Source organism: Actimicrobium sp. GrIS 1.19 (assembly GCF_035984655.1).
GTDB lineage: Bacteria > Pseudomonadota > Gammaproteobacteria > Burkholderiales > Burkholderiaceae_D > Actimicrobium.
The window spans coordinates 55,130-70,508 of record NZ_JAXCHT010000012.1; the positions used below are offsets into that span (position 1 = coordinate 55,130).

Sequence of the window (15,379 nt, forward strand, 5' to 3'; positions counted from 1 at the left end):
CGCGAGGCATTGCGACGGGTAGCCGACCACCTGCCGCCGGTGTCTTCACTGGGGCCGTTTCTGGCCCTGCTGGCGGCGTGCATCTTCTTTTCGTTCCAGTCCGACCGCTTCCTGAGCGGCCAGAATTTTTCCCTGATCCTGCAGCAGGTCATGGTGGTCGGCGTGATCGCCATCGGCCAGACACTGATCATCCTGACCGCCGGCATCGATCTGTCGTGCGGCATGGCGATGGCACTCGGCTCGATCATCATGACCAAGTTCGCCGTCGCACACGGCATGAACGTGTATCTGGCGATGGGCTGCGGGATTCTGGTCTGCGTGCTGATCGGCTTTGCCAACGGCGCGCTGGTCACGTTGATCAAGCTGCCGTCGTTCATCGTCACGCTCGGCACGATGAACATCATCTTCGCCACTACCCAGTTGTATTCGGGCGCGCAGACGATTACCGATCTGCCGGCCGCGATGCTGTTTCTCGGGAATACCTTTGCCGTCGGCCAGACCAGCATTACCTATGGCACCGTGCTGATGGTGGGGCTGTATCTGCTAACCTGGCTGTTCCTGCGCGAGACCGCGCCCGGACGTCACCTGTACGCAGTGGGCAATAATGCTGAAGCCGCGCGCCTGACCGGGATTGCCACCAATCGGGTGCTGATCGGGGTGTACACGATGGCGGGATTTTTCTATGGCGTGGCGGCGCTGCTGTCGGTGGCCCGGCTCGGCGTCGGTGATCCGCAGGGCGGGCAAACCGATAATCTCGACAGCATCACCGCCGTGGTGCTGGGCGGGACCAGCCTGTTTGGCGGACGCGGCGTCATCATCGGCACCCTGATCGGGGTGCTGATTGTCGGCGTGTTTCGCAATGGCCTGACGCTGATGGGCGTGCCCTCGGTGTTCCAGACCATGGTCACTGGCGTGCTGGTGATCCTGGCGGTGGCAACCGATCAACTGACACACAAGAAGGGTTGAGCCATGACGACAACGACTGCTCCCACCATCCTCGAAGCGCGCGGACTGGTCAAGCATTACGGCCACGTGATCGCGCTCGATGGGGTGGATTTCGATTTGCGTGCCGGCGAAATTCTGGCGGTCATCGGCGACAACGGCGCCGGTAAATCGTCGCTGATCAAGGCGCTCTCGGGCGCGCTGGTGCCGGACTCCGGCGAGATGTATCTCGATGGCAAAGCCGTGCATTTTCAGTCGCCGATCGACGCCCGCAAGCACGGCATCGAGACGGTCTACCAGGATCTGGCGGTGGCGCCGGCCATGACGATTGCCGAAAACCTGTTTCTCGGTCGCGAAATCCTGCGGTCCGGCTGGATCGGTCGCTGCCTGCGCCTGATCGACAAGAAGGCCATGCTGGCCGAAGCCACGCGCCATATGCAGGATCTGAAAATCGGCATCCGTTCGATGAACCAGGCCGTCGAGACCTTGTCCGGCGGCCAGCGCCAGGGTGTCGCGGTGGCGCGCAGCACGGCCTTCGCGAAGCACCTGGTGATCCTCGATGAGCCGACCGCTGCGTTGGGCGTCAAGGAAGGCAACATGGTGCTGGAGCTGATTCGCCGCGTGCGCGACAAGGGCTTGCCGGTGATCCTGATCAGTCACAACATGCCGCATGTGTTCGAGATCGCCGACCGAATTCACATCCAGCGACTGGGCAAGCGCGCTGCGGTGGTCAATCCGAAAAAGATCAGCATGTCGGATGCGGTGGCCGTGATGACAGGCGCCAAACTGGCGCACGAATTGCCGCAGGATGCGCATGCCTGAGCCGCGCATCCGGATTGAATCCGCAGCCCGATGACGACGGCATCAGGCACCGTCGACGCCGACGATCTCGGGCGTCTGCGACCGCGCGGCTCGAACCAGATTGGCATGAGCCAGTTCAACGAGCGCGTGGTGCTGCAGGCGATCCGCTTTCACGGCAGCATGCCCAAGGCGGATATTGCGCGGCTCACCAATCTGAGCAGCCAGACCATTTCGCTGATCATCAACCGGCTGCTGGACGAAGGGCTGGTACTCAAGCAGCCGTCGCGCAAGGGCCGCATCGGCCAGCCATCGGTGCCGATCGCACTCAACCCGGAAGGCGCCTACGCGATCGGGGTCAACATCGGACGCCGCAGCATGGATGTGCTGCTGATCGATTTTGTCGGGAATGTGCAGAGCCGTTCGTCGTTGCCGTATGCGTATCCTGATCCAGCCCGGCTGTTTCCTGAAATTGCCAACCAGTTGGCGCGTCTGCATGATGTGATCGGCGCCGAACGCGCGCGGCGACTGTGCGGCATTGGTGTCGCGGCGCCGCTGATGCTGGGTGGCTGGCATCAATTGCTGACGCTGGAGCCGGCCCAGACCGATCAATGGAACCAGATCGATATTGCCGCGCGCATCCAGGCCATGACGGCGCTGCCGGTGCAGTTTGCCAAGGACACGGCGGCGGCCTGCGTGGCCGAGCTGGTGGCAGGGCGGGGACGCGGCATCAAGAGTTTTTTGTATGTCTTCGTCGGTACCTTCATTGGCGGTGGCGTGGTGCTCGACAGTCATCTGCGCAGCGGGCGACACGGCAATGCCGGTGCCCTCGGCTCGATGCCGCTCGGACTGGCCAGGGCCGATGCGGCTGCGCCGCCGGAGCAGCTGCTCAGTGCCGCCTCGTTGTTCAATCTGGAGCAGTTGTTCGATGCAGCCGGCCTGGACACGACCGCCTCGACCGACGCGCGCGCCCTCGAGGCGCCGTGGTACACGCACACGATGGCGTGGCTCGATGATGCCGCCTGCGCGATTGCGCTGACCATCAACAGCGCCACCGGCCTGCTTGATCTCGACGACATCATCATCGACGGTTCGCTCGATCGCCGTCTGCTGGCGCTGCTGCTGGTGCGGGTCGAGGCGGCACTGGATGATTACAGCTGGGAAGGCATCAGCCGGCCGGCCGTGCTTGCCGGTACCATTGGCGCTGATGCGCGCGCCATCGGCGGGGCGCTGCTGCCGTTGTATGCGCACTTCGCGCCGGATCGCGACCTGTTTCTGAAACTGGATAAATGACATGCCAACGCTGCCCGATTTTCGTTCCCGCACCACCTTGCTCGATCACATTCGCGCCACGCTGGCGTTCTACGATCCGCGCTGCGTCGATCCGAGCGGCGGCTTCTTCCATTTCTTCCTGGACGATGGCAGCGTGTACGACCGGCATACCCGCCATCTGGTCAGCAGCACGCGCTTCATCTTCAATTATGCGATGGCCTCACGCCAGTTCCGGCGACCGGACTATCTGCAGCAGGTGCGCCACGGCCTGGCCTTTTTGCGCGACGTCCATCGCGATCCCGATACCGGCGCCTATGCCTGGCAATTGCAATGGCGCGACGGCCGCACAACCATCGATGATGCGACCAATCATTGCTACGGTCTGGCCTTCGTGCTGCTGGCGTATGCGCATGCGTGGATGGCCGGGGTGCCGGAAGCGGGGCCGTACATCGCCGAAACCTTCGCGTTGATGGAGCAGCATTTCTGGCAAGCGGAGCATGGGCTGTATGCCGATGAAGCCAGTGCCGACTGGTCCACGCTGGCGCCGTATCGCGGCCAGAACGCCAACATGCACGCCTGCGAAGCGCTGCTGGCGGCGTTCGATGCCACCGGCGAGGTGCGCTATCTGCATCGCGCCGAGACGCTGGCCCACAACATCACGGTGCGCCAGGCAGCGCGCGCCGGCGGCATGATCTGGGAGCATTACCACGCCGACTGGTCGGTCGACTGGGACTACAACAAGCACGACAAGACGAATATCTTCCGGCCGTGGGGCGTGCAGCCCGGGCATTTGACCGAGTGGGCCAAACTGCTGCTGATCATGGAGCGCCATGGCCCGGCATTGAACACCCCGGGTGACTGGCTGCTGCCGCGCGCGCGCCCTGTTCGACAGCGCACTGGCGCATGCCTGGGATGGGCAGCATGGCGGCATGCATTACGGCTTCGGTCCGAATGGCGCTGTCTGCGATGGCGACAAGTATTTCTGGGTGCAGGCCGAGAGCCTGGCTGCAGCCGCACTGCTGGCCGAACGCAGCGGCGATCCGGTGTATTGGGAGTGGTACCAGCGCATCTGGGCCTGGTGCTGGGAGCATTTCATCGACCATGAGCATGGCGCCTGGTATCGCATTCTCGGCCCCGACAACCGCAAGCTCACCAATCAAAAAAGCCCGGCCGGAAAGACCGACTATCACACCATGGGCGCCTGCTACGAAGTGCTCAATGTGCTCTGACCGTCAGCCAAAAAAGCCATGCAGGAACCAGCCGCTGCCGTGACTGCCTGAGCGCAGCCGGAATATCCACAGCAGTGCAAACAGCTCGTTCTCGGCGATGAAGTAATCGCGCAACGCCAGCGCATCGTCCCACCAGCCCGATTCAATCCGTTCCGGTCCGGCCAGCAGCGTCAACGGACTCTGGTAGAACGGTTTGTGCTGGCGCGTGATCAAGGGCAACGGCTGTTGCAGCAGCCAGGCCGGACGGGCCGCCAGCGGCAGGCTGAGGACGCCGGTGCCGCGTGCACGCCGTTGCAGCAGCGGCTGTGACTGGTGACTTCGTTCGGGGCGGTGATCGGCGTAAAAGGCCAATTGGCGTACCGCGTCGGCGCCGAGCCGGCTTTGCAGGCGTTCGACCAGACGGCCCACGCTTTCGGTCTGCGACGCCGGGCTGGCGAACAGTTCCTGGTTGGGCGCCGCCAGCGCGGTGACCTGGTCTGCGCGCAAGGTCAGTTCGATCACCGGCGCCATCAGCGCGAGCTGGCCCAGCCGTTCGCGCAGCAGCAGCGTCAGGTGGTCGGGATCGCGGCTGGCGCTGGCCAGCTGGATCGTCACGGGGGTGCTGCGATGATCGCGCTGGCGGGTCGGTTCGTGGTGCAGCCACAAGGTGATGCTGCTGATGGCCGAGTGGTGCGCATGGAGCCAGCCGGTCAGTTGCAGCAGCAGCCGGCGCGCGGCAAACAGCAAGGCATCGGTGTGCTCCACCCGGGCCGGCAATTCCAGCCGCACATCGAAGCAGGCCGGAGCGGTAAACCAGCCATGCACTTCGGCTTCATCGCCATACGCACGATCGATGGTGCGCAGCAGGTCGTTGCCAAAGCGGCGCGCGATACCGGCCCGTGGCATCTGGCGCAACTGTCCCAGGGTATGGCAACCGATGCCGGTCAGCGTCGCCAGATGCGGGCGTGCCGCTGCGATCGCCGCAAGCGCAATCGGCGCCAGCATCTCAGGCAGGTTCTTGTCACGCCAATCGCTGTCGTCTTGCGCCAGCAGCCAGGCCGCCGTCGCCGTGGGCGCGCAGGCCCATTGCGTTTGCAGGCCCAGATCAGCGATGCCGGCCAGCAGTTGCGCGGCGAGCTGGTCGAGTCCATTGAACAGCGTCAGGCTGGCGCCGACGTCGAGCAGCAAGCCGTCGGGTTGCAGCGCGACCTGCGGTGTGAAGCGCAGCGCCCACAACGCCGCTTCGTGCAAGGCCTGTTGCTCTTGTTCGGGAATGCGCGGCACGACCTGCAACTGCGCACTGAGCGACCACGCATTGGCTTCCGACATGCCTGCTGCGATGCCGGCATCGAGCGCGGCCCGGTTGCACCAGCCGACCCGTTTGTGCTGGGTCACGACCACCGGTGTACCGGGTTCGTCAAGCCGGCAGCGCAGTACGGTATCGAGCGGCAGTTGCGATAAATTGAGGGCGATCCACAGCATGGTCAGGTGTCACGGAGAAGTCGGGCACGCGCACGCGCTCGGCAAAAGGTTGATGGAGTACGGCGGGTACGGCCAGCGGCAGGATCACCGGCTGCGCATGCACCGGGCCACGGCGCTTGATGACCTCGACCGACAACTGGCCGGACGGCGCCGCCCGGCAGGCCAGCCGCAGCGGCGCCGGCGAGGATTCATGCTGGGCATTGGCCGGGCGCATCACGAAAGTCAGGCCCTCGCAGCCGGCCGCAGCCAGTTGCAGGCGGCGCAGATGATCGGCGCGGCATTGCGGTAGCCAGCACAGCAGGGCGCCGAAACTGGTGCTCTTCAAGGTTTGTTCAATGGCCCAGATGCGGTCGGCCGGTTTGTCGGCCTCGACCAGCAGCACATGGGTCAGATCGATGCCCAGCTCGGTCAGCGCAGCGGCAAACGGGATATGCGGCGGCGCCATCAGGATCACGGTTTTTCTGGCCTGGGTGAGGCTGGCAATGATGGGTGCGAGCAAGCGCAATTCGCCAATGCCCGGTTGCGCCAGCAACAGTTCGATCAAGACCGAGGCGGGCCAGCCGCCATTGGGCAACTCGCGGTCCAGCGCCGTAAAACCGGACGGCGTCGTCACGGCGCGATAGGAGCCCATCTGGTTGCCGCGCCAGACGACATCGGGCATTTGCGCCAGCAAGGCGGCGGCGGCTTGCGGTGCGGCCATTCGGGTGGGGGATGCGAGCATGGGAACCTCCGGGCAGGTGAGTTGGACAAGTGACAGTGGTTTGATGAAACACTGTATGAATACACAGTATATGTGATATCCGATGCCTGTCGTCAAATGCCGGGAAAACAATTCGCCATGCTGTCTGTTTAGCGTTTCACCCGCGTTGCCGTTTTATTCACAAATCGCAATGATCTGGTTGAGAGAATCACACGCCAGCGCAAATACATCGGCAGGTGCTTGCTTCATCGGATGCGGTTTTGCCTGACGCATCTTCCAGTCAAAGGACTTTGGCTGATGCGTGAGGATGTAGCTGACAACGCCCTTGACGCCGACAAACTGAATGGCGAAGGGGTTCGTTTCGTTGTATGCCGCGGTCGTCATTGGCAATCCGATGACGATGCCGGTGCGCTCATTAAACGCTTTTGGCGACAGCACCAGCAAGGGATGGACATCACGCATTTCTTTGCCCACTTGCGGGTTGCAGTCAATCCAGATCACGTCGCGGCGGTCAGGCGACCAGAATTTACCAGTCGCCATCAAAATACCTCGACACCAACACGGCCACCGGTCGTCATCACCTCACCGCCGTGTTTTGCGGGATCGAATGCCGCCAGTTTCTGCGCCAGCGACAATGTTGGCGTGCCGACACGCTTGACGACAACGCCCGACTCCTGAATCGATATTTCGACCGGTTGCCCGACTGCGAATCGGGCCGATCTGGCGATGGCGGCGGGAATGCGTACAGCCAGGCTGTTGCCCCACTGTTGAACGGTAAGACTTGCTTTGACCATGTCAATTCTCCATTGATGTGTAAAGTAGATACGAGTCTATACATTTATCCATCTGTGTCAACGCGTTAATACACGCGCCTGCGATGAGATCGGAATGCATTGTTGATCAAACCACATGCCGCCAAAAATGGATTCAACCATGCAGCTTTATCCCGCTGACCGACCGATGCAGCTATGATCTGTGCCTGACCCGCACTGACTTGCCCCATGAACTTCGATCCGCTGCATCCCCGCCTGGCCTTTGTCGACCTCGAAACCACCGGCGCCACCGCCACCTCCGACCGCATCACCGAAGTCGGCATCGTCGAAGTCGATGAGGACGGCGTGCGCGAGTGGAGCAGTCTGGTCAATCCGCATTGCAGGATTCCGGAATTCATCGAAGGCCTGACCGGCATTTCGAATGCCATGGTGGCCGATGCGCCGAGCTTCGAAGACCTTGCGGCGGAAATCCATGCGCGCCTCGAAGGACGGATTTTTCTGGCCCACAATGCGCGCTTCGATCATGGTTTTCTGAAGAACGAATTCCGCCGCCTCGGCATCGATTTTCGGCCGACCGTGCTGTGCACCGTCAAGCTCTCGCGCAAGCTCTACCCCGGCTTTGCCAAACACAATCTGGATACGCTGGCCGAGCGCCATCGCCTGCAGGTCACGGAGCGCCATCGCGCGCTGGGCGATGCCAAGCTGATCTGGCAGTTCTGGCAGGTCATTCACGCCACGCTGCCGCACGAGCAGATCCATGCAGCGGTGAAGGAATTGACCACGCTGCCCAGCCTGCCGTCGAATCTGGATGCCGCGCTGATCGACGACTTGCCGACCACGCACGGTGTCTACCTGTTTTACGATGACAGCCAATTGCCGCTGTATGTCGGCAAGGCCAACAATTTACGCCGGCGCGTGCTGTCGCATTTCAGCGGTGATCACACCTCGTCGAAAGAGCTGCAACTGTCGCAGCAAATCCGGCGCGTGGAATGGATCGAGACGGCCGGCGAACTGGGTGCGCTGCTCAAGGAAGCCGCGCTGATCAAGCAGCTGATGCCGACCCACAATCATCAGTTGCGCCGCAATGAAGAGACCTGCGCCTGGCGGCTGGTGCAGCATGGCGAGCAGTGGAAGCTGGCGCTGGTCAATACCGAGGATCTGTTTTTCGGCGATGAAGAACATCTGTTCGGACCGTACGCCAGCACGCGCAAGGCGACCACTGCCCTGAAAGCGATTGCCGATGCCCATCAGTTGTGCCACGCCTTGCTGGGTCTGGAAAAGGTCCGCAGCGGCAAGGCCTGCTTTGCCAGTCAGGTCATGCAATGTCCGGGCGCCTGTGTCGGGCGCGAAACGGCGCAATCGCACACGGCCCGCATGTTCGCCGCACTGGAAAGCGAACGCATGCAGCGCTGGCCGTATGCCGGGCCGGTCGGAATTCGCGAGGGCGCTGCGCTGCACATCGTGAATAACTGGAGTTATTACGGCACCGCCGGCGACGAGGCCGCCGCGTGGGAGTTGATCGAACACGGTCAGGCACGGTTTGATCGCGACGTGTACAAGATCCTGCACAAGAAGCTGGCCGCGTTCGGCACGCAGGTACGGCGGTTTTTTTAAGGTGGCAACGATGCGACGATGGATGGTGTCGATGCTGTTGCTGCCGGCGCTGTGCCAGGCCGACGAGATTCCAGCCTTTTCGCAGATGCAGGCAGGTGCGGCGGTGACTGGCTGGAGCGTGCTCAAGCCGGCCCCGAAAGCGCCCGATACGCTGTACGCATTGGTGCAGGACGAAGGCCGTGTTGTGCTCCGGGCCGATGCCAACCAGTCGATGTCAGGGCTGGTGTTTGCCAACCGCATTGATCTGAAAAAAACACCATTGCTGCAATGGCGCTGGAAGATCACCGCGCCGGTCAAGAGCGGTGACATGACGCGCAAGTCGGGCGATGACTATGCGGTGCGGATTTACGTGATGTTTGATTATCCGGCCGACAAACTCTCGTTTGCCACCCGCGCCAAACTGAAAATCGGCGAAGCGCTGTATGGCCAGAATATCCCGACCGCGGCAATCAACTATGTCTGGGACAACCATCAGCCGGTCGGCACCATCGCATCCAATGCCTACACCGATCGGGCCCGCATGATGGTGCTTGAAAGCGGCGCCGGCAAGGCCGGGCAATGGGTCACGGAAACGCGTGATGTGGCGGCGGATTTTCGCGCCGCGTTCGGTGAGGATGCGCCGGATGTGGTGGCCGTTGCGCTGGCCACCGATACCGATAACACCGGCGAACATGCGATCGCGTGGTACGGCGATCTGCAGTTTATCGGGCGTTAAACCGCGGCACGCTCACGCTTCGGCGTTCTGGCCGGCTTCCGTGCGGCAATCAGCGCAACCGTTCAATTTGCCTGTCGATAAAAGCGATACGTCGCGGTGTACGGCACCCGTGCGACTTGCTGCGCGATGGCTGCCGTACAAGGCGTGGAGGGCGCCAGCCCGGCCGAGGTAAACAGGCGCTGGATGCTGGTGGTTTTGCCCAGCACGCCACTGCCAGAGGTTGACCTGGCGCTCAGCAGCAACCAGGGAATCGCCGCTGCATCCGGGCCGGGATCGCTGCCCACCACGGCGCCGACAACGCGACTGCCGTCGATCGATTCCCAGGTCGGCCCGCCAAAGTGCTTGCCCAGTGGCTGGCCGGCGCGATCCAGCAGCGTTGCTTCCGGTCCCTTGAATTTCCAGGCATAGGCTGCCGGCATATCGGGCTTGGCGCTGCATTCATAGATTTGCACGCCAGACGCCAACGCTTCCAGAAACATGGACTGATCCGGGGCGGCGCGCAATGCCGCCGGGACATCGGCCTGCTTCGCGGGACTGGACACGCAGCCAGCGATCGTGAGGCCGGCAATCAGATACAACGCGGGTTGGAGTCTGGATGGTTTCATTGGAGATCCCTGGAGTGGCGTACATGAATGAATGCGCGCTAAACATCGCGTCGCAGCGGTTCGACTTGGAGGTGCGCAGGCGGAAGTTCGTTCCACCCCTCCCGCATTGGTTCTGACCGATAGCCAGCCCGGGGCGGCCAACACGAATTCCGCTCACGACATATACTCCAGCTCCCATCTTCCCACGTCACGCTGCCATGAAAATTGCTCGCATCCCGATTGCGCTGGCCTTGCTTTCCGCTGTCTTGCTGGCTCTGTCCGGCCTTGGCGTGCGGCTCGGCTGGTGGTCGTTTCCCACCGGATTCCAGATGCTGCGCTGGGTGGTCTACATCGGGCTGGCGGCGGCAGCCGGCGGGCTCATCGGGCTTGCAGTGCCACGCTGGCGCGCCGGCGCGGCGGTGGTCCTGCTGCTTGGTGCCGTGCTTGGCGCTGCATGCGCCTGGTTTCCGTGGCACATGCTGCAAACCGCAAAATCCTTGCCGCCGATTCACGATATTTCTACCGACCTGTCGGACCCGCCCGCGTTCGTGGCGGTCGCACCGCAACGTCCTGCCCCGGCCGCATACGGCGGCAGCGCGATTGCGGCGCAACAGCGCGCCGGCTATCCGGATATCCAGCCGTTGCTGCTGACCGATAGCAAAGCGCTGGCCTTCGCGCGCGCATTGTCTGCGGCAAAGCAGGCCGGCTGGGAAATCATCGCGGCCGACCCGCAAGACGGTCGCATTGAGGCAGTCGCGACGACCTTGTGGTTTGGCTTCAAGGACGATATCGCGGTGCGCGTCAGGGCGGCCGACGGCGGCAGTCGCATCGATGTCCGATCGGTATCGCGGGTCGGCAAAAGCGATGTTGGCGCCAATGCTGCGCGCATCCGCGCCTACTTTGCCGCGGTGCAGGCGGAGCCGGCGGCACGCGCTGCCGGCTCCGCGTATTGAATACCTTGATGTGCTACCCATCCATCTTTCGAAAGACTTCATCATGACTGACCTGTCCGCTTTCCCGATCACGCGCAAATGGCCCGCGACCCACCCTGAACGCCTGCAGTTGTATTCGCTGCCGACGCCAAACGGGGTCAAGGTCTCGATCATGCTGGAAGAATGCGCGCTGCCTTACGAACCGCATCTGGTCCGTTTCGACGCGGAAGATCAGCTGTCGCCGGAATTCCTGTCGCTCAATCCAAACAACAAGATCCCGGCCATCCTCGACCCGAATGGCCCCGGCGGCCAGCCGCTGGCGCTGTTCGAGTCCGGCGCGATCCTGCTGTACCTGGCCGAAAAAACCGGCCAGTTCCTGCCGGCCGATCCGGCGCGGCGCTATGAAACGATCCAGTGGCTGATGTTTCAGATGGGTGGCATCGGGCCGATGTTCGGACAGCTTGGCTTCTTCAATAAATTCGCCGGCAAGGACTATGAGGACAAGCGCCCGCGTGACCGCTATGCGGCGGAATCGCGTCGCCTGGTGGGCGTGGTCAATCAGCGCCTGGCCGAGCGCGCGTGGATCATGGGCGACGACTACACCATTGCCGATGTCGCCACTTTTCCGTGGATACGCAACCTGATCGGTTTTTACGAGGCCGGCGATCTGGTGGGCATGGCGGATTTTCCGCATGTCACGCGCGCGCTGGATGCTTTCGTGGCACGTCCGGCGGTGCAGCGCGGACTGGAGATCCCGGCGCGGGTCTGAACCTTTCCGGGGCGCAGCGGCTGCGGTAGAATCGGCAGCCCGGCGCGATCCGCCGGCAATGCCACTTCCTTGTTCACCTACCCCGCTGCAAAGGCCGTTGCATGACCCTGTTTCGATTGATCGGCACCTTCGTGCGCCTGCACTGGCGTTCGTATGGCGCAGCTGGTGTAATGTTGTTACTGGTCGCCATCCTGACGGTCTGGGTGCCGCGCAAGATCGGGCATGTCATCGATGCGCTGGTGGCCGGGCAGCTCAGCGGCATGGCGTTGCTGCAGGAATTGGGCTGGCTGGTCGCGATGGGGGTGGCGATTTACTTTCTGCGGGTCGGCTGGCGCCTGGAACTGTTTGCCGCCGCCTATCAATTCGGGGTCGACCTGCGCACCCGCCTGTATGCGCGGCTGTGCCTGCAGGGTCCGAGCTTTTATCAAAAACAGCGTACCGGCGATTTGATGGCGCTGGCCACCAATGACATCGATGCCGTGGAAATGGCGGCGGGCGAAGCCATGCTGGCCGGCTTCGATGGCTCGCTGACGCTGGTGATGGTGCTGGCGATCATGTTGCTCGGCGTCGACTGGCGTCTGACGTTGATTGCACTGGTGCCGTTTCCCTTCATGGCCTTCGCGTTCTGGCGCATTTCGAACCAGATCCATACTGCCTCGACCGACGCCCTCAAGCGTTTCAGCGACCTCAACGATCACGTGCAGGAGACGCTGGCAGGGGTGCGCACGCTGCGTGCCCTCGGTCTGGAGCAACGCAGCGCGGCACGCTTTGCCGAACTGGCCGAACATGCCGCTGCAGCCAATCTGGCCGCGCAAAGCTGGGAAGCGGCCTACGAACCGGCGGTCGGGATCACGTTGTCCACCGCCGGCGTGCTGACCCTGGCGCTGGGTGGCTATCTGGTCTGGAACAATCAACTGAGCATCGGCGCGCTGACCAGTTTCACGATCTATCTGAGCCAGTTGATCTGGCCCATGTTTGCGGCCGGCTGGGTACTGTCCTTGATCGAACGCGGCCGCGCTGCATGGGAACGGCTCGAACCGGTGCTGGAAGTGCCGCTGTCAGTCGACGATCACGGCACCGTCACGGACTGGACGCCGGGACGGCTGGCCTTCAACGCGGTGGATTTTTCGTATCCGACCCATGACGCGCTGGCCTTGCACGACATTTCGCTGCATCTGGAGTCAGGCCAGACACTCGGCCTGGTCGGTCCGACCGGGTCAGGCAAGACCAGCCTGTTGCGGCTGCTGCTGCGGCAGTTCCACCCGCTGCGCGGCAGCGTCGAATGGGGCCGGCACTCGCTGGAAGACTACACGCTGGCGACCTTGCGCGAGGCGATCAGCTGGGTCCCTCAGGAATCGTTCCTGTTCTCGGCCACGATTGCCGACAATATCGCCATGGCCCGACCGCACGCCAGTCGCGCCGAGATCGAGCAGGTCGCCGAGCTGGCTGCCGTGCGCGAAGATATCGGCCGCTTTGCGCAGGGCTTCGACACCCCGGTCGGCGAGCGCGGCATCACCTTGTCCGGCGGCCAGCGCCAGCGCGTGGCGATTGCGCGCGCGTTGCTGGCCGACAGTCCCTTGCTGCTGCTCGACGATGCGCTGTCGGCAGTCGACACCGGCACCGAAGCGGCGATCCTGCAGCACCTGCGCGAGGCGCGCCGCGACCGCACGGTGATCATTGCCAGCCATCGCCTGAGTGCGGTGGTCGACGCGGACCAGATCCTGGTGCTGCGCGACGGCCGCATTACCGAACGCGGCAACCACGCGCAACTGCTGGCGCTGGATGGCTGGTATGCCAGCCAGTGGCGTTACCAACAACTGGAGGCCAGTCTCGATGCGCTCTGAAACCCTGCAGGCGATCGACCTGCTGCGCCATTCGGCTGCGCCAGACCGTAAACATCTGTGGCTGGGCGTGCTCTGGCTGGTGGTGGCCGCGGGACTCGAAGTGCTGGGCCCATTGATGGGGAAAGTGCTGATCGACGATCACCTGCTGCCGCGTCACCTCGACTGGCCGCGGATGATCGGGCTGCTGGCGGCCTTCCTGGTCAGCGGCTGGATCGCCAGCGCGCTGCGGTATCTGCAACTGGTGCGCCTGTCCGGGCTGGCGATGCGCTCGGTGCGACGCCTGCGCGAATCGGTCTACAACCATGTGTTGCGCCTGCCGATGACCTTCTTTGACACCGCCATCACCGGCAAGCTGGTCAGCCGTGTCACCAATGACACCGAAGCAGTCAAGAATCTGTATATCCAGGTGCTGTTCGTCATGCTCGACAGCAGCATCGTGGTCACCGGTGCGATGCTGGCGATGGCGTGGCTGGACTGGCGCCTGATGCTGATCGTACTGGGGTTGTTTCCGACCGTGGTGGTGATCGTCTGGTTTTATCAGCGCATGAGCGCGCCGGCGGTGGCGCGGGCGCGCGAGTTGCGCAGCGAGATCAATGCGCAGATGGCCGAGTCGATCGGCGGCATGACGGTGCTGCAGGCGAGCAATGCCACCGCGCGCTTCAGCCAGCGTTTCTTGCGCACCAACCAGCTGCATTACGCCGCCCGCGTTACCGAATTGCGCGCCAATGCCTGGCTGTTGCGACCGGCACTCGATTTTCTCAATATCCTGCTGCTGGTCGGCGTGATCTACAGCTTTGGCCAGCGCCAGTTCAGCGCGCTGGAAGTTGGCATCCTGTACGCGTTCGTCAGCTACATCGCGCGCGTGGTCGATCCACTGATCCAGATCACCCTGCAGTTCAGCCAGTTGCAGCAATCGGTGGTGGCGGCGGCGCGCGTGAACACCTTGCTGCATGAGTCCCGTCCGCAACGCAATGTCAGCGACCTCCATATTGGCGCGGGCGCGGTGTCGATTCGCAACCTGCGCTTCGGCTACCGCCCCGACCAGATCGTGCTGCACGACCTGAGCCTGGATATTCCGGCCGGTGCGTTCTATGGCGTGGTTGGCCACACCGGCAGCGGCAAGTCGACGCTGCTCAGTTTGCTGCTGCGTTTTTACACCGCATCGGCCGGGCGCATCGACATCGACGGCATGGCGCTGGCGACGATTGGCGACGATGCGTTTCGCGCCGACGTCGGCCTGGTCCCGCAAGATCCGTTTCTGCTGGCCGCCAGCGCGCGTGAAAATATCGACATGGGACGCGGTTACTCGCAGGCGCAGATCGAAACGGCGGCACGTGCAGCCAAGGCGCATGGCTTCATCAGCGCGCTGGAGCAGGGCTACGATACGCCGCTGGGCGAAGGCGGCGCGCGTCTGTCGACCGGACAAAAGCAGTTGATCGCGATTGCGCGGGCGCTGGCCGGGCAACCGAAAATCCTGTTCCTGGACGAGGCCACCTCACATATCGACAGCGAAACCGAACAGGTGGTGCAGGCTGCGTTGAACGAGTTGCGCGGCAGCGTCACCATCATCGCGATTGCGCACCGTTTGTCGACCATCCGCGATGCCGATCGGATCATCGTACTCAATCATGGACAGATTGCCGAGTCCGGTGCGCACGAGGCGCTGATGGCCATCGAGGACGGGATTTACCAGAAGCTGTATCTGTTGCAGCAGCTGGGGGATTAACCCGGTAACGCTTGAAGCAG

General features: G+C 63.0%; 14 protein-coding genes and 1 pseudogene. 10 read left to right on the forward strand and 5 right to left on the reverse strand.

Annotated features, from left to right (window positions below; all coding sequences use genetic code 11):
* Window positions 1-9 precede the first annotated feature (9 nt).
* The 4 genes and pseudogenes from RCH09_RS10360 to RCH09_RS10375 all read left to right on the forward strand — a co-directional run bounded on the left by RCH09_RS10360 (window position 10) and on the right by RCH09_RS10375 (window position 4,241).
* Entirely contained in the window at window positions 10-966 is a 957-nt protein-coding gene (locus RCH09_RS10360; protein WP_326941062.1) for an ABC transporter permease, read from the forward strand.
* 3 nt (window positions 967-969) lie between these two features.
* Window positions 970-1,764, forward strand: a complete 795-nt coding sequence (locus RCH09_RS10365) for an ATP-binding cassette domain-containing protein (RefSeq protein WP_326941007.1) — start codon at window positions 970-972, stop codon at window positions 1,762-1,764.
* Between the two features lie 30 nt (window positions 1,765-1,794).
* Complete coding sequence (locus tag RCH09_RS10370) at window positions 1,795-3,033, forward strand: ROK family transcriptional regulator (RefSeq protein WP_326941008.1); 1,239 nt, start codon at window positions 1,795-1,797, stop codon at window positions 3,031-3,033.
* Window position 3,034: 1 nt separating this feature from the next.
* Window positions 3,035-4,241, forward strand: a pseudogene (locus RCH09_RS10375) (AGE family epimerase/isomerase).
* A gap of 3 nt (window positions 4,242-4,244) precedes the next feature.
* Here RCH09_RS10375 and RCH09_RS10380 read toward each other — a convergent pair.
* The 4 genes from RCH09_RS10380 to RCH09_RS10395 all read right to left on the reverse strand — a co-directional run bounded on the left by RCH09_RS10380 (window position 4,245) and on the right by RCH09_RS10395 (window position 7,196).
* A complete protein-coding gene (locus RCH09_RS10380; protein ID WP_326941009.1) occupies window positions 4,245-5,702 on the reverse strand; it encodes a Y-family DNA polymerase in 1,458 nt (485 codons plus the stop codon).
* Complete coding sequence (gene imuA / locus RCH09_RS10385; protein WP_326941010.1) at window positions 5,638-6,423, reverse strand: translesion DNA synthesis-associated protein ImuA; 786 nt, start codon at window positions 6,421-6,423, stop codon at window positions 5,638-5,640. Before imuA ends, RCH09_RS10380 begins: the two co-directional genes overlap by 65 nt.
* Before the next feature lie 153 nt (window positions 6,424-6,576).
* Complete coding sequence (locus RCH09_RS10390; protein WP_326941011.1) at window positions 6,577-6,942, reverse strand: type II toxin-antitoxin system PemK/MazF family toxin; 366 nt, start codon at window positions 6,940-6,942, stop codon at window positions 6,577-6,579.
* Window positions 6,942-7,196 carry an AbrB/MazE/SpoVT family DNA-binding domain-containing protein gene (locus RCH09_RS10395; RefSeq protein ID WP_326941012.1) on the reverse strand — a complete coding sequence of 85 codons (255 nt, stop codon included), beginning with the start codon at window positions 7,194-7,196 and terminating at the stop codon, window positions 6,942-6,944. Before RCH09_RS10395 ends, RCH09_RS10390 begins: the two co-directional genes overlap by 1 nt.
* A gap of 207 nt (window positions 7,197-7,403) precedes the next feature.
* On the opposite strand from RCH09_RS10395, the gene RCH09_RS10400 reads away from it, so the two are divergent.
* Both RCH09_RS10400 and RCH09_RS10405 read left to right on the forward strand, forming a co-directional pair.
* Window positions 7,404-8,789, forward strand: a complete 1,386-nt coding sequence (locus tag RCH09_RS10400) for a 3'-5' exonuclease family protein (RefSeq protein WP_326941013.1) — start codon at window positions 7,404-7,406, stop codon at window positions 8,787-8,789.
* Window positions 8,790-8,799: 10 nt separating this feature from the next.
* Window positions 8,800-9,504 (forward strand): DUF3047 domain-containing protein, encoded by a 705-nt coding sequence (locus RCH09_RS10405; RefSeq protein WP_326941014.1) that lies wholly within the window; start codon window positions 8,800-8,802, stop codon window positions 9,502-9,504.
* A gap of 62 nt (window positions 9,505-9,566) precedes the next feature.
* On the opposite strand, the gene RCH09_RS10410 is transcribed toward RCH09_RS10405, so the two are convergent.
* Entirely contained in the window at window positions 9,567-10,109 is a 543-nt protein-coding gene (locus RCH09_RS10410; protein WP_326941015.1) for a DUF3455 domain-containing protein, read from the reverse strand.
* Between the two features lie 197 nt (window positions 10,110-10,306).
* Between RCH09_RS10410 and RCH09_RS10415 the strand changes: the two genes are divergently transcribed.
* The 4 genes from RCH09_RS10415 (at window position 10,307) to RCH09_RS10430 (ending at window position 15,359) form a co-directional block, all read left to right on the forward strand.
* On the forward strand, window positions 10,307-11,041 hold the full coding sequence (locus RCH09_RS10415; RefSeq protein WP_326941016.1) for a DUF1499 domain-containing protein: 735 nt from the start codon (window positions 10,307-10,309) through the stop codon (window positions 11,039-11,041).
* Between the two features lie 43 nt (window positions 11,042-11,084).
* Window positions 11,085-11,789 carry a glutathione S-transferase N-terminal domain-containing protein gene (locus tag RCH09_RS10420; protein WP_326941017.1) on the forward strand — a complete coding sequence of 235 codons (705 nt, stop codon included), beginning with the start codon at window positions 11,085-11,087 and terminating at the stop codon, window positions 11,787-11,789.
* 101 nt (window positions 11,790-11,890) lie between these two features.
* Window positions 11,891-13,633, forward strand: a complete 1,743-nt coding sequence (locus RCH09_RS10425; protein WP_326941018.1) for an ABC transporter ATP-binding protein — start codon at window positions 11,891-11,893, stop codon at window positions 13,631-13,633.
* Window positions 13,623-15,359, forward strand: coding sequence for an ABC transporter ATP-binding protein (locus tag RCH09_RS10430; RefSeq protein ID WP_326941019.1), 1,737 nt, complete (start codon window positions 13,623-13,625; stop codon window positions 15,357-15,359). Before RCH09_RS10425 ends, RCH09_RS10430 begins: the two co-directional genes overlap by 11 nt.
* Window positions 15,360-15,379 lie beyond the last annotated feature (20 nt).